This window comes from Streptomyces sp. NPDC029526 (assembly GCF_040637405.1).
Lineage (GTDB): Bacteria > Actinomycetota > Actinomycetes > Streptomycetales > Streptomycetaceae > Streptomyces.
Window position 1 is genome coordinate 559,542 of the sequence record NZ_JBEZWE010000002.1, and the last position, 20,675, is coordinate 580,216.

The 20,675-nt window shown below is 72.2% G+C and carries 19 protein-coding genes; 7 read left to right on the forward strand and 12 right to left on the reverse strand.

The window, feature by feature from the left end; genetic code table 11:
• Window positions 1–46: 46 nt before the first annotated feature.
• The 4 genes from AB0F01_RS08025 to AB0F01_RS08040 all read right to left on the reverse strand — a co-directional run bounded on the left by AB0F01_RS08025 (window position 47) and on the right by AB0F01_RS08040 (window position 3,867).
• On the reverse strand, window positions 47–778 hold the full coding sequence (locus tag AB0F01_RS08025; RefSeq protein WP_362091036.1) for a Mut7-C RNAse domain-containing protein: 732 nt from the start codon (window positions 776–778) through the stop codon (window positions 47–49).
• A gap of 33 nt (window positions 779–811) precedes the next feature.
• Window positions 812–1,444, reverse strand: coding sequence for a TetR family transcriptional regulator (locus AB0F01_RS08030; protein WP_362091039.1), 633 nt, complete (start codon window positions 1,442–1,444; stop codon window positions 812–814).
• 5 nt (window positions 1,445–1,449) lie between these two features.
• Entirely contained in the window at window positions 1,450–3,024 is a 1,575-nt protein-coding gene (locus tag AB0F01_RS08035; protein ID WP_362091042.1) for an MFS transporter, read from the reverse strand.
• A 141-nt stretch (window positions 3,025–3,165) separates the two neighbouring features.
• Window positions 3,166–3,867 (reverse strand): hemolysin III family protein, encoded by a 702-nt coding sequence (locus tag AB0F01_RS08040; protein WP_362091044.1) that lies wholly within the window; start codon window positions 3,865–3,867, stop codon window positions 3,166–3,168.
• 362 nt (window positions 3,868–4,229) lie between these two features.
• Here AB0F01_RS08040 and AB0F01_RS08045 point away from each other — a divergent pair, with 362 nt between their 5' ends.
• Window positions 4,230–6,050: a phosphoenolpyruvate carboxykinase (GTP) gene (locus tag AB0F01_RS08045; protein WP_362091047.1), complete on the forward strand. Its 1,821-nt coding sequence runs from the start codon at window positions 4,230–4,232 to the stop codon at window positions 6,048–6,050.
• A gap of 217 nt (window positions 6,051–6,267) precedes the next feature.
• Here AB0F01_RS08045 and AB0F01_RS08050 read toward each other — a convergent pair whose 3' ends face one another.
• Entirely contained in the window at window positions 6,268–6,783 is a 516-nt protein-coding gene (locus AB0F01_RS08050) for an ATP-binding protein (protein ID WP_362092520.1), read from the reverse strand.
• 198 nt (window positions 6,784–6,981) lie between these two features.
• On the opposite strand from AB0F01_RS08050, the gene AB0F01_RS08055 reads away from it, so the two are divergent.
• From AB0F01_RS08055 to AB0F01_RS08075, 5 genes are all read left to right on the forward strand, one after another.
• On the forward strand, window positions 6,982–7,836 hold the full coding sequence (locus tag AB0F01_RS08055) for a helix-turn-helix transcriptional regulator (RefSeq protein ID WP_362091048.1): 855 nt from the start codon (window positions 6,982–6,984) through the stop codon (window positions 7,834–7,836).
• Window positions 7,817–8,107, forward strand: coding sequence for a DUF397 domain-containing protein (locus tag AB0F01_RS08060; protein ID WP_362091050.1), 291 nt, complete (start codon window positions 7,817–7,819; stop codon window positions 8,105–8,107). Before AB0F01_RS08055 ends, AB0F01_RS08060 begins: the two co-directional genes overlap by 20 nt.
• Window positions 8,104–8,853, forward strand: a complete 750-nt coding sequence (locus tag AB0F01_RS08065) for an NUDIX hydrolase (protein WP_362091053.1) — start codon at window positions 8,104–8,106, stop codon at window positions 8,851–8,853. Before AB0F01_RS08060 ends, AB0F01_RS08065 begins: the two co-directional genes overlap by 4 nt.
• Before the next feature lie 24 nt (window positions 8,854–8,877).
• Window positions 8,878–9,912 (forward strand): hypothetical protein, encoded by a 1,035-nt coding sequence (locus AB0F01_RS08070; RefSeq protein ID WP_362091056.1) that lies wholly within the window; start codon window positions 8,878–8,880, stop codon window positions 9,910–9,912.
• Between the two features lie 121 nt (window positions 9,913–10,033).
• Entirely contained in the window at window positions 10,034–11,524 is a 1,491-nt protein-coding gene (locus AB0F01_RS08075) for an ATP-binding protein (protein ID WP_362091058.1), read from the forward strand.
• A 23-nt stretch (window positions 11,525–11,547) separates the two neighbouring features.
• Here AB0F01_RS08075 and AB0F01_RS08080 read toward each other — a convergent pair whose 3' ends face one another.
• The 5 genes from AB0F01_RS08080 to AB0F01_RS08100 form a co-directional block, all read right to left on the reverse strand.
• Complete coding sequence (locus AB0F01_RS08080; RefSeq protein WP_362091061.1) at window positions 11,548–12,135, reverse strand: hypothetical protein; 588 nt, start codon at window positions 12,133–12,135, stop codon at window positions 11,548–11,550.
• Window positions 12,132–13,382: a hypothetical protein gene (locus AB0F01_RS08085; RefSeq protein ID WP_362091064.1), complete on the reverse strand. Its 1,251-nt coding sequence runs from the start codon at window positions 13,380–13,382 to the stop codon at window positions 12,132–12,134. The genes AB0F01_RS08080 and AB0F01_RS08085 overlap by 4 nt, the downstream gene beginning before the upstream one ends.
• A gap of 2 nt (window positions 13,383–13,384) precedes the next feature.
• Entirely contained in the window at window positions 13,385–14,128 is a 744-nt protein-coding gene (locus tag AB0F01_RS08090; protein ID WP_362091066.1) for an ATP-binding cassette domain-containing protein, read from the reverse strand.
• A 392-nt stretch (window positions 14,129–14,520) separates the two neighbouring features.
• Entirely contained in the window at window positions 14,521–14,943 is a 423-nt protein-coding gene (locus AB0F01_RS08095; RefSeq protein WP_362091068.1) for a hypothetical protein, read from the reverse strand.
• Between the two features lie 108 nt (window positions 14,944–15,051).
• Window positions 15,052–16,263, reverse strand: a complete 1,212-nt coding sequence (locus tag AB0F01_RS08100) for a pyridoxal phosphate-dependent aminotransferase (RefSeq protein WP_362091070.1) — start codon at window positions 16,261–16,263, stop codon at window positions 15,052–15,054.
• A 393-nt stretch (window positions 16,264–16,656) separates the two neighbouring features.
• On the opposite strand from AB0F01_RS08100, the gene AB0F01_RS08105 reads away from it, so the two are divergent.
• Window positions 16,657–17,595 (forward strand): serine protease, encoded by a 939-nt coding sequence (locus tag AB0F01_RS08105; RefSeq protein ID WP_362091073.1) that lies wholly within the window; start codon window positions 16,657–16,659, stop codon window positions 17,593–17,595.
• A gap of 42 nt (window positions 17,596–17,637) precedes the next feature.
• Here the strand turns inward: AB0F01_RS08105 and AB0F01_RS08110 are convergent, their stop codons facing one another.
• A complete protein-coding gene (locus AB0F01_RS08110) occupies window positions 17,638–19,248 on the reverse strand; it encodes a D-aminoacylase (RefSeq protein ID WP_362091076.1) in 1,611 nt (536 codons plus the stop codon).
• A 13-nt stretch (window positions 19,249–19,261) separates the two neighbouring features.
• Window positions 19,262–20,539: an amino acid deaminase gene (locus tag AB0F01_RS08115; RefSeq protein ID WP_362091078.1), complete on the reverse strand. Its 1,278-nt coding sequence runs from the start codon at window positions 20,537–20,539 to the stop codon at window positions 19,262–19,264.
• Window positions 20,540–20,675: the final 136 nt, after the last annotated feature.

Consider the following 20,675-nt stretch of genomic DNA (forward strand, 5'->3'; position numbering starts at 1 on the left):
CACCACGGTCCGTGCGCCCCCGCCCGCGTCGCGTGCCGGCCGCACCTCACCCGCGCTCGGCGTGGAAGGCGACCGCCCGGTCCACGATGGCCTCCAGCTGCTCGTGGTGCGCGCCCTTCCAGTACGCCCGCCCGCACTGGGCGCACTGTGCGAACACGTCGTAGGTGCGGTGCGTCCCGCCCTTGAGCTGGTCGGCGACCTGCTCCTTCGTCGCCGAGCGCAGCAGCCCGTTGCAGGCGGTGCACCGGGTCCACGGCCGCAGCTCGGGCCGGAACCGGTCGAGCACGTACTCCAGCTGCTCCTCGGGCCGGGTGCTGTAGACGAACGCGCCCGCCCACAGCTCCCGGCGGCGCAGCAGCCCCCGGTCGCGGCTGAGCATCACCCGCTGCTCGGCGGCGGAGCGGGCGGCCAGCGCGGGATCCCCGATGTCGGTGGACTCGTACGCGGTGTCCACGCCCAGCAGCCGCATCCGCCGCGCCAGCGTGCCGAGGTGCACGTCGAGCAGGAACCGCAGCGGCGCGCCCGGCACCCGCTGGGGGTGCTCGACGGCGTGCACGGTCACCGACTCGCCCGCGCCGGGCAGATGGGAGACGGGCACCTCACGGCCGTCCACGAGCAGGGTGCCGACCTCGGTGAGCGGCACCCCGAGGGACTCGACGACGTGGCCCAGGCCGCTGACACCGTCGGTGCCGGTCCGCACGGTGCCGGTGTCCCGGGCCTGGGGGACGAAGACGAGCAGTTGCGGGGCGAACTCGACGCGGATCTCGGGACCGTTCACCCGGCAAGGATGACACGGCGACCGGTCGCGTCCTCAGGATTTCCCGGCGGGCAGTCCGCGCGCGAGGACGTCGAGGGTCCGGTCGACGAGGTCGCCGAAGTCCTCCCGCGGTGCGTGTTCGGCCCAGTACTTCGAGGCCTCCAGCAGGCCGCCGAGCAGGGCCATCGTGTACACGCGCACCTCCAGGCCGTCCGGGTCCAGGCCGGTGCGCTGCGCGATCGCCCGGCCGAGCAGGTGTCCGGTGGCCGACATGCTCTCCAGCAGCCGGGACCGCACGGCCGGCACCTCGCGCATCAGCCGCGCCCGCAGCTCGGTCACCTCCGGCTCCTCGGCCATGGCGACCTCGATGCCCCGGCGCACCACGTACCGGACGGACTCCAGCCAGGGCTCGTCGGCGGGCCGCGCGGTGAGTTCGGCGAGCAGCGGCTCGTCGTACTCGTCGGTGAGGACGATGTCCTCCTTGACCGGGAAGTAGCGGAAGACGGTGGACGGCGACACGTCGGCCCGCGCGGCGATCTGCTCGACCGTGGTGGCCTCGTATCCCTGCTCCTCGATGAGCGCGTAGGCCGCCGCGCGGATCGCCTGCCGGGTCCTGATCTTCTTCCGCTCGCGCAGCCCGGGGGGCTGCGGACCGGTGGGGGTGAGGGGGGATCGTGCGGCCGTCATGAAGGTCATTGTCGGGCATCGGGCTCCTCGGCGGCCACGTCCGGGTCCGCGGCGGACTGCGTTCCTGCCCGGCGCGGCGGGGTGCCGGGCAGGAACGCCGCCGTGAGGAGAGCCGTCAGCAGGGCGGCGATGCCGCACACCGTCAGGACGGTGGACATGCCGTCGGCGTAGGCGGCGTCGGCGGAGCGGGCGAGGGCGGGCAGGCCGAGCCGTTCGGCCACCGCGTGGGCTCCGCTGAGGGAGGCGCGGGCGGCGTCGGCGGCGGGCCCGGCCAGGCCGCCGGTGTCCAGGCGGCGGGCGTAGACGTCGGCGACGAGACTGCCCAGCAGGGCGATGCCGACGGCGCCGCCCACCTGGCGCAGCGTCATCAGCAGCCCGGAGCCGCTGCCGGCCCGGTCGGCGGGGACGCCGCCGAGTGCCGCGTCCATCGCCGGCACCATCGCGAGGCCGAAGCCGAGGCCCGCGAGGGTCAGCCACAGCGCGATGAACCCGTAGCCGGACCCGGGCCCGGTGCGGGCGCCGAGCAGGGCGGCGAAGCACAGCACGGTCAGGCCGGCGGTGACCACGGGCCGAAGGCCCAGGCGCCGCACGAGGGAGGTGCTCACGCGGGCGGAGACCAGCAGGCCGCCCATCATGGGCAGCAGCCGGAGTCCGGTGCCGAACGCGTCGGCGCCGCCGGTCTCCTGGAAGCGGGCGGGCAGGACGAACAGCAGCCCGGCGAACACGAACGTGCCCAGCGTCGCGGCCAGCACGTTGAACAGGAACACGCGGCGGCCCAGCAGGCCCAGGTCGAGCAGGGGCCGCTCGGCCCGCCGCTCCCGCAGCACGAGCGCGGTCAGCAGCACGGCGGCCAGTGCGAACGCGCCGAGCACCCAGCCGCCGCCCCAGCCGCGCGAGGGTCCCTCGATGATGCCGAACACCAGGGCGCCCAGCCCCAGTGCGCTGTACGCGGTGGACAGCGCGTCGACGCGCGGCGACGCGGGGTCGCGCGACTCGGGCAGCAGGAACAGGCAGGCGGCGATGCCGACGGCGGCCATGGGGATGTTGATCAGGAAGACCGACCCCCACCAGTAGTGGTCCAGGAGCAGTCCGCCGACGAGCGGCCCGAGCGGCATTCCGGCGGCCATGGAGGCGGTGACGGCCGCCACCGCCTTGCCCCGCTCCTCCTCGCCGAACATCGACGGCAGCACGGACAGCCCGAGCGGGATGACCAGCGCGGCCCCGAGGCCCATCACGGAGCGGGCGGCGACGACGAGCTCCGGCGCGTCGGTGAGGGCCCCGAACAGGGACCCGGCGAGGAAGAGGACGAGGCCCGTGACCAGCATCCGGCGGCGTCCGTAGCGGTCGCCGAGGAGTCCGGCGGGCAGCATCAGCGCCGCGAAGACGACGACGTAGGCGTCGACGATCCACTGGAGCTGACCCGTACTCGCCCCCAGGTCGGCGGCCATGGTCGGCAGCGCCACGTTGAGGATCGTCAGGTCGAAACCGAGGGTGAGCATGCTCGCGACCAACGCGCCGAGCGCCAGCCAGCGCCGGGGGTCGGTGCCGTGGGCGGGGGCGCCCGAAGTGACAGTGGCCATGAAGTGAGAGTAACTGTCATAAGAGTGTGGCTGTCAATATCGCGGGAGCGGGCACGAGAAAGCCGCGGCGTCGGTCTCGACGCCGCGGCTTGCGGAGAGTGTGCGGAGGGCCGGGCTCCCGGGCGGTCCGGCGGGAGCCGGCTAGTACGCCACCAGGGAGATGCCCACGTAGTGGGCGATGAAGGCGGCCAGGGTGAAGGAGTGGAAGACCTCGTGGAAGCCGAACCAGCGCGGTGAGGGGTTGGGGCGCTTGATGCCGTAGATGACCCCGCCCGCGCTGTAGAGCAGGCCGCCGACGACGACCAGGACCAGGACGGCGACGCCGCCGGCCCGCAGGAAGTCGGGGAGGTAGAACACGGCGGCCCAGCCCATGGCGATGTAGCACGGGGTGTAGAGCCAGCGGGGCGCCCCCACCCAGAACACCCGGAAGAGGATCCCCGCGGCGGCCGCGGCCCAGATGCCCCACAGCAGCCACTGCCCCTTGGCGTCCGGCAGCAGCAGGATCGTGAGCGGGGTGTAGGTGCCGGCGATGATCAGGAAGATGTTGGCGTGGTCCAGGCGGCGCAGGACGCCGTCCATGCGCGGACTCCAGTCGCCCCGGTGGTACAGCGCGCTGACGCCGAACAGCAGGCAGGCGGTCAGGGCGTAGATCCCGCAGGCGATGCGGCCCCGGGTCGAGTCCGCCAGCGCGGTGAGCGTGAGGCCGGCGACCAGAACGGCGGGGAACATGCCGAGGTGCAGCCAGCCGCGGAGCTTCGGTTTGACCGGGTGCGGCAGGGAAAGGGTCACCGGTCCACGGCCGGTGGAGGTCTCACGGTGTGCGTCGGGGACGAACGCTGTCATGGCCTCATCGTACCTACGCGACCGTAAGTTACGGATGAGTGCGAGGTCCGGGCCGACGGGAAGTGGCCATCGTCTCACGCCTTCCGGGGTGGGCGACAGCCCCGGACATCGTCACGGCGGGCAGCCCCGGACATCGTCACGCAAAGAATGCGCAAGGTGTCCTCAATGGGTACGTAAAGAGCCACGGAAAACCGTGGTCATCGTCACGTTGCTCACCTGTGCGCCCCTCTGGACAGATGGGCGCTCGCATCGCATGATCATATGAGTGCGGTCGGTACCGGATGAGCGCCACCCACCGTGAAGCATCCGGGCCGCAGCCCCCACGGGGCCTCCAACCCAAAAACCCTCATTTAGGAGCAATCGTGGCGCGCGACATCGCGGCTCCCAGCGTCCCCACCACCCACCAGGGACTGATCTCCTGGGTCAACGAGATCGCAGAACTGACGCAGCCCGACGCCGTCGTCTGGTGCGACGGCTCGGAGGCCGAGTACGACCGGCTGTGCGAGGAACTCGTCGCCAAGGGCACCTTCAAGAAGCTGGATCCGATCAAGCGCCCCAACTCCTACTACGCGGCCTCCGACCCCACCGACGTCGCCCGCGTCGAGGACCGGACGTTCATCTGCTCCGAGAAGGAGGAGGACGCCGGCCCCACCAACCACTGGAAGGCCCCCGCCGAGATGCGGGAGATCTTCACCGGCGACCAGGGGCTGTTCCGCGGCTCGATGAAGGGCCGCACCATGTACGTGGTGCCCTTCTGCATGGGCCCCCTCGGCTCGCCGCTCTCGGCCATCGGCGTCGAGATCACCGACTCCGCGTACGTTGCCGTCTCCATGCGCACCATGACCCGCATGGGACAGCCCGTCCTGGACGAGCTCGGCGACGAGGGCTTCTTCGTCAAGGCCGTGCACTCCGTCGGCGCCCCCCTCGCGGAGGGCGAGCAGGACGTCCCCTGGCCGTGCAGCAGCACCAAGTACATCTCGCACTTCCCCGAGGACCGGGAGATCTGGTCCTACGGCTCCGGCTACGGCGGCAACGCCCTGCTCGGCAAGAAGTGCTACGCCCTGCGCATCGCCTCCGTCATGGCCCGCGACGAGGGCTGGCTCGCCGAGCACATGCTCATCCTCAAGCTGACCCCGCCGCGCGGCGAGTCCAAGTACGTCGCCGCCGCCTTCCCGAGCGCCTGCGGCAAGACCAACCTCGCCATGCTGGAGCCGACCATCCCCGGCTGGACGGTCGAGACCATCGGCGACGACATCGCCTGGATGCGCTTCGGTGAGGACGGCCGCCTCTACGCCATCAACCCCGAGGCCGGCTTCTTCGGCGTCGCCCCCGGCACCGGCGAGCACACCAACGCCAACGCCATGAAGACCCTCTGGGGCAACTCCGTCTTCACCAACGTCGCCCTCACCGACGACGGTGACGTGTGGTGGGAGGGCATGACCGAGGAGGTCCCGGCCCACCTCACCGACTGGAAGGGCAACGACTGGACGCCCGAGTCGGGCACCCCGGCCGCCCACCCCAACGCCCGCTTCACCACCCCGGCCGCGCAGTGCCCGATCATCGCGCCCGAGTGGGAGGACCCCAAGGGCGTGCCGATCTCCGCGATCCTCTTCGGCGGACGCCGCGCCACCGCCGTCCCCCTCGTCACGGAGTCCTTCGACTGGAACCACGGCGTCTTCCTCGGCGCCAACGTCGCCAGCGAGAAGACCGCCGCCGCCGAGGGCAAGGTCGGCGAACTGCGCCGCGACCCCTTCGCCATGCTGCCGTTCTGCGGCTACAACATGGGCGACTACATGGCCCACTGGATCGAGGTCGGCGCCGACAAGGACCAGTCGAAGCTGCCCAAGATCTACTACGTCAACTGGTTCCGCAAGAACGACGAGGGCACGTTCGTCTGGCCCGGATTCGGCGAGAACTCCCGCGTCCTGAAGTGGATCGTGGACCGCCTGGACGGCAAGGCCGAGGGCGTCGAGACCCCCATCGGCATCCTGCCGACCAAGGACGCCCTCGACACCGACGGCCTCGACCTCTCCGACAGCGACCTGGAGTTCCTCCTCACCGTCGACAAGGAGGTCTGGCGCGAGGAGGCCGCCCTGGTCCCCGAGCACCTCAACACCTTCGGCGACCACACCCCCAAGGAGCTGTGGGACCAGTACCGCGCGCTGGTGCAGCGCCTGGGCTGAGCCCTCGCCCCATGAACCCCGCGGCCGGTCGGTACTCGGTTTGAGGATGCCCTGACCAGCGATCGTCACGCCACGACCGGCCGCGGAACCGACCGGCGGGGCCCCGCACAACGGCGTGCGGGGTACCGGACCCGCCGCCGCTCCCCGTCAGCCCCGACGGGAACGGCGGCGGCGGGACCACCCCCGCCCCCTGCGGCACGGCCCGCCCCGCGGGCTTTCACGAACGTGCCGATGGATGACCGAGCGCTCCGGCCGACGGACCCCGTCGCCCGGAGCGCTCGGCCGTTGCCCCGTCCTGGCCGTCAACGCCGTCCTCGCTGTTCTCCCCGTCCTTGCCGTCCTGGCCGTCCTCCCCGTCCTCGCCGTCCTCGGCGTCCGAGGCGAAGAGTTCGCACCACACCGTCTTGCACCCCGGCTCCCGGTCCACCCCCCACCGCACGGCCAGCGCGTCCAGCAGCACCAGCCCCCGGCCCGACTCCGCCTCGGCACCCGGCGCCCCGCACAGCACGGGCAGCGCCCCCGGCTCCGGATCCGTCACCCCCACCCGGACCCGCCCGCCGTCCCGCCACACCCGCACCGTCACGGGCACCCCCTCCCCGACATGCCGGACCACATTGGTCACCAGCTCACTCACACAGAGCCGGACATCGATCCCGTACGCCCGCAGCGCGCCCCGCAGCCGCGGCACGGCCGCCGGAGTCGCGAGCAACTCCAGCGTCAGCGGCGGTCCCACGAAGCGGTCGGTGGCCAGGGAGTCGGTGGCCAGGGAGTGGTGGTCGTGCATGAGGTTCACACCTTCCAGTGCGCTGTGTGACGAACCGCTCACACTCTGCCGCCGCGCCGTCTAGCGTGACAGGGCTCCGGACTCCCCACCCCCGACAGGGGAAGCACCGGGCACCGCGCGGCAACGGCACTCCCAGGACGGTGAACGATGGGGCAACGCAAGGACATCGACGGCTCGACCGGCGTCCCGACCTTCTACGGCAGCGAGTTGCGCTGGAAACGCGAGGAAGCGGGCCTGACCCTCCAGCAGTTGGTCGAGGGCAGCTTCTACGGCCCCAGCCACCTCAGCGAGATCGAACGCGGCACCCGCCGCATGCCCGCCGAACTCGCCGAACACGTCGACCGCGTCCTCGGCACGGACGGCTTCTTCACCCGGCGGTGCGAGGACGTACGGCGGGCGAAGCGGAAGGGGCACGCGAGCTACTTCGAGCGGGTGCTGGATGCGGAGAAGCACGCGAAGACGATCGAGGAGTGGTGTCCGACCCTGGTGCCGGGTCTGCTTCAGACAGAGGCGTATGCACGTTCCGTCGTGCGGGCGACACACCCGCTGGCGTCTGATGAGGACGTGGACGAAAAGGTGACCGCACGCCTCGCTCGCGCCCATCTCTTCCAGGACAACCACAAGACGCCGGTGTACTGGGTGATCTTGTCCGAGTCCGTGCTGCGCCAGCCGATTCTGGCTTCCGAACGGGCGGCGGAACAGTGGACGCACATCGTCGAACTGGCACGCCGTCACCGAATCGTTCCCCAAATCCTGCCGTGGAACTGCGGTGCTCATCCCTTCATGCTGGGCACTGCGAAGATCATGACGTTCCCTGATGCGCCACCGCTGGTCTACACGGAGGCACTGCACAGCGGGGACACCATCGACGATCCAGCTCTCGTGGAGGAGTACCGCAGGTCGTACGATCTGCTGAGGGCCGCCGCACTGCCTCCGAAGGCGTCCCTCGCCCTGATGGAGAAGGCGGCTGAGGATGACCGAAATGGCAAGCACCGGGATTGACTTGAGCGCCGCGATCTGGCGCAGGAGCACCTACAGCAACGGATCTGGCGGGGACTGCGTCGAGGTGGCCGAGGCGTTCCCCGGTGCCGCCCGCTGGCGCAAGAGCAGCCACAGCAACGGGGACGGCGGCGACTGCCTCGAAGTCTGCGACGCCCACACCGGCGTCGTCCCCGTCCGGGACTCCAAGGTCCCGCACGGCCCCGTGCTGACGGTCACGGCGTCGGCGTGGACGTCGTTCGTCACGTCCCTCAAGCCGACCCCCGGGGCGTGACACAGCCGCTCGGCGCCGAGCTCTTCGACGCCGACCGGCTGACCCTGGTCGAGGCCCCGGCACCCGGTCTGTCGCCGTCGGACCGGCGGGCCATGGACGACGCCTGGGAGACGGCAGTCCGGGCCAACCCCACCCTGTTCGACGGACCGGTGGTCGGCTGCACTGCCCTGGAACGCGACGAGCCGCACGGCATCGCCCTGACGTGGGTCCGGGCGACGTACCGCTCCTACGCACTGCGTCGGACACCCGGAGCGGTCGTGCGGCTGCCGTCCCTGTTCGCCGCAGTGGCCCAACCGTCGGACGACGGACGGCTCCTGGTCGGCCGGATGGCCCCGTGGACCACCTCACCGGGCCGCTGGCAGCTCCCCGGCGGCGCCGTCGAGCCACCGCCGGACGGTGAGGAACTGACCGAGAGTGCCCTGCGCGAGCACGCGGCCCGCGAACTGGTCGAGGAGACCGGAATCGCGGTTCCGGGCAACCGCCTGACGCTCTGGCAGGTCACACGGGGAGAGAACGGCAGCGTCGGCGTCCTCTACAAGGCGCCGCCCGGACCGGCGGCTTGGCTGCGTGACCGCTTCGACACCCTCACGACGTCCGAGCGCGCCCTCGGCCGCGCCCCGGAACTGGACCGCATCGCCCTCGTACGTTCCCCCGCCGACCTGCCACGCCTCACAGGCCCACACGTGCCGTACCTGCGCCTTGTCCTCTCTCGGCATGCCCACCGAGCGGGGCCCGCGCAGGGGTGATGACTTGGTAAGGAGAGCGGCTTCATGGCAACTCCCCACTGGCTGGGCGACCCGCCCGCACAGCGGGACCCATTGACCGGCTGGGCGCTGGCCCGGCTCGCCTCGGCGGTCGCCGAGGACGTGAGGCTGGACGCGGCCGTCGACGTCACGTCCACGGCCCGGGCCGTCGAGGCGGACCTCGGCGGGCCGTTCGGCGCTCGGGCGGCCGGCAGCCCCGCGACCGGACGGTCCGGCGAGGCGCGGACGTTCCGCCTCACGGGCCTCTCGACGCGCGCCCTGCGCGAGGAGGACGCGGGCGAGCCGTGGGCGGTGCTCTTCGACCCCGCCCGTCTGATCCGGGGCATCGGCACGGTGACCGGTGCCCGGCGCGACGGGGACGGCATCGAACTCGCCCTGACACCCCACCCGTTGTTCGCCGACCCTGCCGATGACTGGCTGCCGCCCGGTGCCCGCAGCCTGGTGGTGCGACTCGACCCGGCGACCGGCCTGCTCCGCTCCGCCGTGCTCCACGACGACCAGGGCACCCTGGTCACGGCCCGCGTCCGCGAGGTGCACATCGACGAGGTGCGGTCGGAGGAAGGGGCGGGGCAGGTCCCGGCGCGGATGGCCAGGACCCTGGTGGAGCCGGCCCGGCTGACGGCCGAGGTCACCGTCGAGACGGACCCGCACGAGGACCTGTCCTTCACCCTCGAACCGTCGGCGCCGCCGTCGGCCCGGTCCTGGACGGTCACGGTCGGCCGGGAGACCGTGAGGATGTCGGGCGACTACGCCCCGGACCGCACCGGTCCGCTCGCCGCGCGGCTGGCCGAACTGCTGGCACCGGCCCGCATCGTCTCCCACCTGACCCACGCCACGCCCGGCCCCGGCACCTCCGTCCGGAGCGGGGTCCGCCCCCTCCGCACGTTCCCGTTCAGCGCCTGGGCCCCGGACGACGGTCTGACGTGCACCTTCGCCGTCGACCCGGACACGGGCGTCCTCCTGCACGCGGAGGCGACGGCGTCCGGCCACTCGGTCTTCCACCACATGGTCACCGGGGTGCGCGCCCAGGCGGGGCGGTGAACGCAGTCCCGCACAGCCGCCTTCTCGAGGATGCGCGTGAAGCCACCCGTAACCAGGGACCTGCCCCTTCGTTTTAGAGGCGTACCTCTAAGAGATACGTCTCTAAAAGAGAGGAAGCGCCATGGCCCGTTCCGCCCCGCGCAGCCTGCCGAGACCCCCGGACATGTTCGACCGGGAGTGGGAGTGGAGCGAGCTGACCGCCTTCGCGACCGCCGAGGGTGCCGGGCCCCGGCTCGGCGTGGTGTCGGGCCGTCGGCGTCAGGGCAAGAGCTTCCTGCTCCAGGCGCTGGCCGACGCCACCGACGGCTTCTACTACGCGGCGGTGGAGGCATCGGCCGCCGAGTCCCTGCGGCTGCTGGGGGAGGCGATCGCACGCTTCACCGGCGCCGCGGTCCCCCCGAGGCCGGAGAGCTGGGAACAGGCGCTGGCGCTGCTCTTCGGGCTGGCGAAGGACCGGCCGGTGCCCGTCGTGATCGACGAGTTCCCCTACCTGGTGCAGAACGCGCCCGCCCTCCCCTCCCAGTTGCAGGCCGCCCTGGGCGTCCGCTCCGAGCGGCACGGCCGGGAGCGCCCCCGGATCCTGCTCTGCGGGAGCGCGATGTCGTTCATGGGCGGCCTGCTCTCCGGAGCGTCACCGCTCTACGGCAGGGCGGGCCTCGACCTGGTCGTGCACTCGCTCGGCTACCGGGAGGCGGCCGACTTCTGGGGCATCCGGGATCCGCAGCTGGCCGTTCTCGTGCACGCCATCGTCGGCGGAACACCCGCGTACCGCAGGGAGTTCGTCGACGACGACGTGCCGGACGGGCCCGACGACTTCGACGCCTGGGTCTGCCGGACCGTACTCAACCCGGCACGCCCCCTCCACGGCGAGGCCCCCTACCTCCTGGCCGCCGAGCCGGACCTGCGGAACCGGTCGCTCTACCACTCGGTCCTGGCAGCGGTGGCGAGCGGCAACAGCACCAGCGGCGGCATCGCGAGCGCGGTCGGCCGCAAGGCCACGGACATCTCCCTGCCGCTGACCGTCCTGAAGAACTGCGGTCTGCTGACCTCCGAGCCGGACGCGTTCCGCGCCAACCGCGCCACCTACCACGTCGCCGAGCCCCTCATCACCTTCCACCACGCCGTCGTACGCCCGGAGACGGCCTTGCTGTCCCGTCGCCGTGGACCCGCCACCATGTGGGAACACAGCCGTCCGACGTTCCTCAGCAAGGTCGTCGGTCCCCACTTCGAGCGGTTGTGCCGGGAATGGGTCGAGTGGCACGCGGAGGCCGCGACCTTCGGGGGCATGCCCATCCAGGTCTCGGCCGGGACCGTCGCCGACCCCGCGAACCGGACCACCCTGGAGGCCGACGTGGTGGTGCACGGAGCGGTGGGCCAGGACCAGGGCATCCTGCTCTCCGTCGGTGAGGCGAAGTGGCACAAGGTGATGCACCTCGGCCACCTTCACCGTCTGCGCCGCATCCTGGAGTTGCTGGAAGCGCGAGGCGTGGACACCAGCCGCGCCCGCCCCGCCTGCTACAGCGGCGCGGGCTTCGCCCCGGAACTGCGCGACGCCGAGAAGCGGGGCGAGGTCGTCCTGGTCGACCTGCACCGGCTCTATCACGGAGTCTGATCCCGAGTCCCGGTGGCACCCGCCTACTCGTCCGTGCCGCGCCCCCCGTTCCGCTGTGGCCTGCGGAAGGACAGGGCCAGACCGGTGCCGAAGAGGACGGCCGCGCATCCCGCGGCGAAGGGAGCCGTGCCCTCGTGGAGGGGCCAGGCCCACCAGGCGGACCGGCTGCCGCCCCGCCCGCCCAGCGACACCACGGCGAAGGGCAGGACGGTGGTCAGCGCGAGGGCCAGTCTCGGCGTGGAGAGCCGGCGCAACACCAGGGCGCAGCCCAGGTATCCGGCGGTGTTCCGGGCGACGGCGACTCCGTCGGGCACGAACACCGAGGCCAGGAGCAGCACCGCCACCACCGACGTCATCAGGCAGGCGTCCAGCCGGCGCACCGGCCGGACCGCCACGGACTCCGACGCCTGATCGGCACGCGCCTGACCGTGCAGCATGATCAGTACGGGCAGGAGCGGCACGAGGTAGCGGAAGGGCAGCCCACTCGTCAGGGAACCCGCCAGGGAGGGCACGGGCACCTCGGCGGCCGGTGCCGCCGTCGCGACCCCGACGACGACGGCCAGGGCGCCGAGCAGGGCGGGAGCGGAACGGACCCGCAACCACCAGTTCACCGGGAACCGCCCCGGTAGGCCGTGGCCGCCAACCGCGGCTGGAGGTCGCAACGCGTGAGCGTGGCGCGGTTCGTGCGGTACCACCGGGCCTGGGCCGCTGCCGGGAGTCTCCGTACGTCCTGCACGAGGGACAGCGCCTTGCCTCCGTCGTCGACCCGGCCCGCGACCCCCTCGGGGTCGCCTCCCGCGGTCAGCTCCAGCCACATCGCCACCGGGGCGTAGGCATCCTCCCCGGGCCACGGCTGCCGTGCGGCGCACTCCGGTGCCGGGTCCGGCATCATGCCGCTCACCAACGTCGTGATCACGTCCTCCCGCGTCGGCTCGGCGAAGGCGGACGTGTACGTCCTCGGCAACGTGACTCCCGCCTCCTTCAGGCGACCGGCGGCGTCCGCGACCCACGGACGGAACCTGTCGCCGTCCTCGCTCTGCTCCGGCCAGAGGCACACGCGCACCGGCTCCCCGGCACAACCGAGCAGACTCGTGTCCCGGCTCCTGGTGGGGTCGTATCCCAGGGGCGTGACCATGGGTACGGCGACGGTGAGGGCCGCGGCCACCGGCAGCAACGCCGTGAGCTTCACGGGACGGGTGCGGGCGGCGATCACGATCACCGCTGCCAGGAGGATCCCGGTGGCCACCAGACCGGGGGCGACCAGGGCACGGGCATCGAGGGTCCGCGCGTAGCTCCACCCCTCGTTGAGATTCGTCCCGTTGAGCTGACGAAGCCAGAGCGGCTCCATGGCGACGGGGTAGCTGAGCCACAGGAAGGCCGCCACCGCGACCACGGGGGCGGCCAGGGTCCGGGGCAGCAGCAGGCCCGCGGCGTAGCCGGCCAGGGTGTAGGCCGTCACCAGGAGTCCGAACAGCGCCAGCACCCGGAGATCCGGCCGTCCGGGTCCGCCGACGGCGCGTTCGGCTACGCACGCCAACGCCACCAGTCCGCAGAGGAGTCCGGCCATCCACACCGTACGGAGCTGGGACAACGCCACGGCGAGGCGCGAGCGGGCGGGGGCGCCCCCGTCGACCAGCCCGGAACGCCGGATCCGGGCGGCCTCCCAGGCACCGGCGGCGGCGCACAGGGTGAGCGGGACGATGCCGACGACGGCGATGTGCGCCGTGGCCGCTTCCCAGGAGCCCTTCGGCGCCGTGAGGAGGGCATCGGGCTGACGGGCGTAGATCCACATCCAGACGCAGGCGGGGAGCAGCCCCCACACCGCCCCGGATGTCCGCAGAAGTGCGCGCCAGGGCATGCTCACGCCTCCCCGCGCACGAATCCGGCGTACGCCGCCTCCGCGAGCCTGCCGGGCGCGACGCCGGGCGGGGCGGTGGCGAGGAAGGCGTCGACCGGGCCCTGGAAGCGCACCGCGCCCCGGTCCAGGACCACGACCGAGTCGAAGATCTCCGCCAGGTCCTCGGTCTGGTGGGTGGAGACGACGAAGCTGGTGGTTCCGGCGAGTTCACCGATGAGGTCCCGGAACACCCCGCGCTGGTGCGGGTCGAGGCCCGCGGTCGGCTCGTCCATCAGCACGACGCGCGCACCGTGCACGAGCGTCTGCGCGATGCCGAGCCTGCGGAGCTGCCCACCGGACAACTGCCGCCCGGTCCGCGCGCCGAGGTCGGCGAGGCCGACGCGGTCGAGCGCGGGCGCCGCGGCGTCCCAGGCCGCCCGGCGCGACATGCCCTTGAGCCAGCCGGCGTAGGCCACCTGCTCACGGAGCTTCAGCCCCGCCACCGGCTTCACCTGCTGCGGCAGCCAGCCGACCCGACTGCGGTACTTTTTGCGGGACTTGGCGGAGCCGGGGACCAGCCCGTTCAGGCTGACGTGTCCCGCGCGGGGCCTGACCGCCGTGGCCGCGATGCCCAGGAGGGTCGATTTGCCGGCGCCGTTGGGGCCGAGCAGGACCGTGCAGCCCCGGTCGAAGGTGAGCGACAGCTCGTCGAGTACGTGAACGCCCCGCCGGTACCCGAAGGTGCAGCGGGATATTTCCAGAGTCATGCGGCCTCGTGCGGGAGAACCGGGGCCCCTTGCCGAGGCGCCCGGCAGAGGGGTCGGTCGTCGGCATCGCAGTCCGGAACCCGGTCGCGGGGCGGTGCCTGCCGTGTGATCGCACGGCGCACCGGACCGGCGATGCCCGGTCTGGAACCCGCCCAATGGGTCCAGGCCGGGCATCACTATTGATCATTTTCTAACCGCCTGCAACCCGCCCATAATCGGACTTGTTGACTCCGCAACGGAAGTCCCGACTTCGCCGCGTCGGCAGTGGGGAGTCCGTCCGTCCACGGGTCTGCCCGCGCCCCTGTCCCCGCGGGACGTGCATGGCGCCCGGTCCGCGCGTCGCTGCGGGTGCGCGCGGACCGGGGCCGTTCTGGGGAGCCCCGGGGTGGGGCTCAGCGGGACGCGAGTTCGCGCGGCTGGAGGGCGGCGCTGTGGGCGTCCATGCGTTCGGCGGCCAGGATGGCGGCCGCCGTGTCGGCGCGTGAGGCGGCCACGACCAGGGCGCGGCCCGCGAGGGCGTGGGCCCGGCGGTGCAGGGCCGTCGCGTCGGGTTCGCGGCTCTGGGTGGTCGCCGACGCGCGGGCCGGCTTGCGTCCTCCCCGCAGGCGGGTGACCTGGTCCGCCAGCCGTTCGGCCGCGGTGTCCAGGTCGCCCGAAGGGGCCACCACGCGCAGCTCGTCGGTGACGGCGAGCAGCGAGCCGAGGTGACCCGCGAGCTGGATGTCCAGCTCTTCCTCGCGGGAGCGGCGCGGGACGTCCTGGGAGGTGCCGGCCATCGTGCTGTGGACCGACTTGCCACGGATCGGTTCGTACATGGATGGCCTCCTGAGTGCTAACAGGAAACCATCCTAGCTTGGATTCAGTCTAAAGTTGAGTCGTTCACAAAAGAGGACGCGATCGGGCACGCAGGGTGAGTGCGATGGTCAGCGCTGGCTGTATCCGTCCAGGAAGCGACCGATCCGGCCCATCGCGTCCTCCAGGTCGGTGGCCGAGGGGAGGGTCACGACCCGGAAGTGGTCCGGCTCCGGCCAGTTGAAGCCGGTGCCCTGGACGACCATGATCTTCTCGCTGCGCAGCAGGTCCAGGACCATCTGCCGGTCGTCCTCGATCTTGAAGACCTTGGGGTCGAGCCGCGGGAAGAGGTACAGGGCGCCCTTCGGCTTGACGCAGGTCACACCCGGGATCCGGGTGAGCAGGTTGTAGGCGATGTCCCGCTGTTCGCGCAGCCGGCCGCCGGGCAGGACCAGGTCGTTGATCGTCTGCCGGCCGCTGAGCGCGGCGACCACGCCGTGCTGGCCCGGCATGTTCGCGCACAGGCGCATGTTCGCCAGGACCGTCAGGCCCTCGATGTAGGAGTCGGCGTGTGCGCGGGGGCCCGAGATCGACATCCAGCCCACGCGGTAGCCGGCCACCCGGTACGCCTTCGACATGCCGTTGAAGGTGAGGGTGAGCAGGTCGGGGGCGACGGCGGCGGTCGGGGTGTGGGTGGCCTCGTCGTAGAGGATCTTGTCGTAGATCTCGTCCGAGCAGACCAGCAGGTTGTGGCGGCGGGCGATGTCGGTGAGGCCCTTGATCATGGCCTCGTCGTAGACCGCGCCCGTGGGGTTGTTCGGGTTGATGATCACCAGTGCCTTGGTGCGGTCGGTGATCTTGCGCTCCACGTCGGCGAGGTCCGGCATCCAGTCGGACTGCTCGTCGCAACGGTAGTGCACCGCCGTGCCGCCGGAGAGCGAGACGGCGGCCGTCCACAGCGGGTAGTCAGGCGCGGGCACCAGGACCTCGTCGCCGTCGTCCAGCAGGCCCTGCATCGCCATCACGATCAGCTCGGACACGCCGTTGCCGATGAAGACGTGCTCGACGTCGGTCTCGATGCCGAGGGTCTGGTTGTGCATGACGACCGCGCGCCGTGCGGCCAGCAGGCCCTTCGCGTCGCCGTAGCCGTGGGCCGTCGAGACGTTGCGGAGGATGTCCTCCAGGATCTCGGGCGGGCACTCGAAGCCGAAGGCGGCCGGGTTCCCGGTGTTCAGCTTGAGGATGCGGTGACCGGCAGCTTCCAGCCGCATCGCCTCCTCGAGCACCGGGCCCCGGATTTCGTAACAGACGTTGGCGAGCTTGGTCGACTGGATCACCTGCATGCAGGGAGCTTACGGCCCTCTCGTGCCGTTCGGTCCGTGTTTTCCGCCACGTGAGACGCGTCGGTTCGGGTGGTTATGTCCTCCGGGTTCCGCTCCGGCCGTCCCTCGCCTCCCTCGTGGGTTCCGTTCCGACTGCTCCTCTGTGGGTCCCACTCCGCCCTCTCTCGCGGGTCGTGCGCGGCCCGTCCTCACCGGCCACGCACGATCCCTCCGTGTGCTGTCACCGGTCCCGCCCGTGACGGTCGCCACCTCCGCCCCCGTCCCGGGCACGCTGATCCGGCCGCGGGGGGACGCGCCCTTGTCCCCCCGCTCCTCCGCAATGAGAATGCCCATGACAATTCTGTGGGTGTCCGGAGGATTCCGGGCGCCCAAGTCACCTGAGGGGACCCCCACATGAGACAACCTCTCGTCGTCGCTCTCGCCGCCCTGGCCCTGGCCGGCGTCGGCGCGACCCCCGCGGTCGCCGCCGGGCCCGCCCCCACGGCCCCGGACACGACCGCGGCCACGGACGCCGGCGGCACCACGCTCCTCGACGTCGTCGACGGTGCCGCCGCGACCGTGACGGACACCGTGTCCGGCCTCACAGCGCCCCGGGCGAACGCCGTGAACTTCGCCGGGACCGTCGCGCTCAGCAACTGCTCCGGCTCCGTCGTCCGCATGCCGGACTCCGCCGCCGACGACCCCGCGCTCGTCCTCACCAACGGCCACTGCCTGGAGAGCGGCTTCCCGGCGCCCGGCCAGGTCCTGGTCGACCGGCCCTCCAGCCGCACCTTCGGCCTGCTCAACGCCTCCGGCTCCCGGGTCGCCACCCTGCGCGCCGAGCGGCTGGTCTACGCGACGATGACCGACACCGACGCGGCGATCTACCGCCTCAACCGCACCTACGGGCAGATCCGGAGCGCGTACGGCATCGACGCGCTCACCCTGAACGACACCCGCCCGACGGCCGGGACCGCGATCAGCGTCGTCTCCGGGTACTGGAAGCGGATCTACAACTGTTCCGTCGACGGCTTCGTGCACCGCATGAAGGAGGGCGACTGGACCTGGAAGGACTCGGTCCGCTACACCCCCTCCTGCAACACCATCGGCGGGACCTCCGGCTCGCCGGTCGTCGACGCCGCCACCGGCAGGGTCGTCGCCGTCAACAACACCGGCAACGAGGACGGGCAGCGCTGCACGGTGAACAACCCCTGCGAGATCGACGAGCAGGGCCGGGTCACCGTCCGCCAGGGCATCAACTACGCCCAGCAGACCTACTGGTTCCCCGGCTGCTTCGGCGCGGACAGCAAGCTGGAGCTGAACGCGAGCGGCTGCGTGCTGCCCAAGCCGTGACACCGCGGCCGTAGACGCCGTACCGGGCGAGGGGGCGGGCGGTCACCGGGGTGTCCGGCGGACCGCCCGTCCCGCCAGCACGTCGGTGCGCCGGCCGTCCTCGATCACGAACCGTCCGTCCACCAGCACGTACGGGATGCCCGTCGGCAGCGTCCGGGGCTCCTCGAAGGTCGAGCCCGCCCCCACCGTGGCCGGGTCGAACAGCACCAGGTCGGCCCGGTACCCCTCACGGATCAGCCCGCGGTCCGGCAGCCGCAGCCGGGCGGCCGGCCGCCCGGTCAGGTGGGCCACGCACTCCTCCAGCGTCAGCACCCCCAACTCCCGCACGTAGTGCCCGAGATAGCGGGGGAACGTGCCGTAGGCGCGCGGGTGCGGCTTGGCGCCCTGGAGGATGCCGTCGGAGCCGCCGGTGTGCACCCGGTGGCGCATGATCGTCCGTACGTTCTCCTCGTGGCCGACGTGCTGGAGGATCGTCGGCGCCAGCCGGTCCTTCAGCAGCAGCGCGCGGGCCACCGCCCAGGGGCTCTCGCCGCGTTCCCGGGCGGAGCCCAGCACGGTGCGGCCCACGTACTCGCCCAGGGCCGGGTCGCCGACGCCGGAGATCTCGATGGTCTCCCACTCCACGGGCACGCCGTGGCAGCCGTCCGAGCCGGTGACCTCCAGGTGGTGGCGGATCCGCTCCGCCGTCTCCTCGTCCGCGAGCCGGCGCAGCGTCTCCTCCGGTCCGCCCTCGCTCGCCCAGCTCGGCAGCAGCGCCACCAGGGTCGTGCAGCCGGGGGTGTAGGGGTAGGTGTCGAGGGTGATGTCCGCGCCGGCGTCCAGGGCCTCGTCCAGCAGGGCCAGCAGCTGGGGCGCGCGGCCCTTGTTCTCGCCGAAGTTCATCGTGGCGTGCGCCAGGTGCAGCGGGCAGTCCGCCTCCCGGGCCAGCTCCACCATCTCGGCGTACGCGCCGAGCGCGCCGGCGCCGTAACTGCGGTGGTGCGGGCAGTAGTAGCCGCCGTACAGGCCCACCACCCGGCACAGCTCGGTGAGTTCGGCGCCCCGGGCGTACATCCCCGGCGTGTACGTCAGCCCCGAGGACATGCCGACCGCGCCCTGCTCCAGGCCCTCGGCGACCAGGCGCCGCATCCGGTCCAGTTCGGCGGGCGTGGCCTCGCGGTCCTCCCAGCCGACGGCGAGCGCGCGGACCGTGCCCTGCGGGATCAGATAGGCGGCGTTGACCGCGATGCCCCGGTCCAGCCGGTCCAGGTACTCGCCGACGGAACGCCAGTCGAAGTCGACGTCGTCCCCGTCGCCGTTCCAGCCGGCGATCGCCCGGCGCACCTCGCCGAGGGTGCGGTCGTCGACCGGCGCGTACGACAGGCCGTCCTGGCCGAGCACCTCCAGGGTGACGCCCTGCGCGGCCTTGGCGCTGTGGTCCGGGTCGCGCAGCAGCGCCAGATCGCTGTGGGCGTGCATGTCGATGAAGCCGGGGGAGAGGGCCAGGCCCTCGGCGTCGATCTCCCGGCGGGCCTTCGGACGCTGACAGCCCGCGGCGGCTGCCTCCTTGACGATGGAGACGATCCGGCCGCCGTCGACGACCACGTCCGCGCGGTAGGAGTAGTCGCCGGAGCCGTCGACCACCTCCGCGTCCCTGATGACGAGCTCTTCCATGTGCGCGAGCCTCCTAGAAGAACGTGCGGACGTAGTCGACCACCGTGCCGTCGGCCTCCGCCACGGGGATGAGCGCCCACTTGTCGAAGGAGGTGCACGGGTGGGACAACCCGAGTCCCACCCAGTCTCCCACCGCCAGGTCGGCCTCCCCGGAGGTCCGCAGCCAGGCGTGCTGGTCCGACAGGCCGGTCACGGTGATCCCGGTGGCCGGGCGTTCGGCGCCGTCCCGGCGCACCACCTGGGCGAACGGCAGGTCCAGGTCGTACGCGGCGTCCCGCTTGCCCGCGTTGAGGAACGCCTGCCCCGGCGCCGGGCGCGAGACGACCTGCGCCCACAGCCGGAACGCCGGTTCCAGGGCGCCCTCCTCCGGGACCCGGTTGAACGGGGTCAGCCGGCGGTAGTGCCCGTCGTCGTGCGAGACGTACGCGCCCGAGCGCAGCAACTTCAGTACGGGTGCCGACAGTTCGGGGACCTCCGCGCAGACGTCGGCGACCGCGTCGAACCAGGCGCTGCCGCCCGCGCTCACCACGATCTCGTCGAGCCCCGCGAACCGGCCGGCCTGGTCGAAGTCCGCGGCCAGCGACACCAGCCGCCGCAGCCAGGCCCGCACCCGCTCCGGGTCGGCGTCCGGTACCTCGCCCTCGTACCCGGCGACCCCGGCCAGCCGCAGCCCGCGCGAGGCGGCCACGGCGTCGGCGACGGCGGCGCACTCCTCCTCGGTGCGCACGCCCGTCCGGGCGCCCTCCCCGGCGGCCAGTTCGACGACCACGTCCACCGGGCGGGCGGCCCCGGCGAGCGCCGCGTCCATCAGCTCGACGCCGCGCACGGAGTCGACGTAGCAGAGGAAGCGGAACTCGGGGTCGGCGTCCTGCTCGGCGGCGATCCACCGCAGGGCCGCCGCGTCCACCAGCTCGTTGGCCAGGAAGACCCGCCGGACGCCGAACGCCCGCGCCACCCGCACCTGGTGGGGCACGGCCAGCGTGATGCCCCAGGCGCCGTGCTCGATCTGCCGCCGGAACAGCTGCGGGGCCATGGAGGTCTTGCCGTGCGGGGCGAAGGCCAGCCCGTGCCGGGCCGCGTAGGTCTCCATCAGGCGCAGGTTGTGCTCCAGCCGCTCGGCGGACAGGGCGAGCACGGGGGTGGTGAAGCCGCCGGTGAACAGGTTGCGGCGCTGCGCGGCCAGCTCGCCGACGGTCAGGCCGTCCGCGTCCGGCGGGAGGCCCTTGAAGCGGTGGTCGACGCGTTCCTCCCGGAGTCGGGCGAGCGCCTCGGAGCCGGTGCCGGAGACCATCGGAACCTCCCTGATCAGGCGTGTTGCATGTACTGCAACACTCGTTGCGTATATCGCTTACCGCTGTCTAGCATCTCGGCCAAGCGGGGTCAACGGACACCGCCCCGCCCCACCGCCCCGAGGAGCCCCGCCATCG

What these genes read in the sequence shown, in the direction of transcription:
- AB0F01_RS08030 (WP_362091039.1), bottom strand. Translation starts at nt 1,444, where the DNA reads ATGACGGCCGCACGATCCCCCCTCACCCCCACCGGTCCGCAGCCCCCC.
- AB0F01_RS08035 (WP_362091042.1), bottom strand. Translation starts at nt 3,024, where the DNA reads ATGGCCACTGTCACTTCGGGCGCCCCCGCCCACGGCACCGACCCCCGG.
- AB0F01_RS08040 (WP_362091044.1), bottom strand. Translation starts at nt 3,867, where the DNA reads ATGACAGCGTTCGTCCCCGACGCACACCGTGAGACCTCCACCGGCCGT.
- AB0F01_RS08055 (WP_362091048.1), top strand. Translation starts at nt 6,982, where the DNA reads ATGGGGCAACGCAAGGACATCGACGGCTCGACCGGCGTCCCGACCTTC.
- AB0F01_RS08060 (WP_362091050.1), top strand. Translation starts at nt 7,817, where the DNA reads ATGGCAAGCACCGGGATTGACTTGAGCGCCGCGATCTGGCGCAGGAGC.
- AB0F01_RS08070 (WP_362091056.1), top strand. Translation starts at nt 8,878, where the DNA reads ATGGCAACTCCCCACTGGCTGGGCGACCCGCCCGCACAGCGGGACCCA.
- AB0F01_RS08075 (WP_362091058.1), top strand. Translation starts at nt 10,034, where the DNA reads ATGGCCCGTTCCGCCCCGCGCAGCCTGCCGAGACCCCCGGACATGTTC.
- AB0F01_RS08085 (WP_362091064.1), bottom strand. Translation starts at nt 13,382, where the DNA reads ATGCCCTGGCGCGCACTTCTGCGGACATCCGGGGCGGTGTGGGGGCTG.
- AB0F01_RS08090 (WP_362091066.1), bottom strand. Translation starts at nt 14,128, where the DNA reads ATGACTCTGGAAATATCCCGCTGCACCTTCGGGTACCGGCGGGGCGTT.
- AB0F01_RS08095 (WP_362091068.1), bottom strand. Translation starts at nt 14,943, where the DNA reads ATGTACGAACCGATCCGTGGCAAGTCGGTCCACAGCACGATGGCCGGC.
- AB0F01_RS08100 (WP_362091070.1), bottom strand. Translation starts at nt 16,263, where the DNA reads ATGCAGGTGATCCAGTCGACCAAGCTCGCCAACGTCTGTTACGAAATC.
- AB0F01_RS08105 (WP_362091073.1), top strand. Translation starts at nt 16,657, where the DNA reads ATGAGACAACCTCTCGTCGTCGCTCTCGCCGCCCTGGCCCTGGCCGGC.
- AB0F01_RS08110 (WP_362091076.1), bottom strand. Translation starts at nt 19,248, where the DNA reads ATGGAAGAGCTCGTCATCAGGGACGCGGAGGTGGTCGACGGCTCCGGC.
- AB0F01_RS08115 (WP_362091078.1), bottom strand. Translation starts at nt 20,539, where the DNA reads ATGGTCTCCGGCACCGGCTCCGAGGCGCTCGCCCGACTCCGGGAGGAA.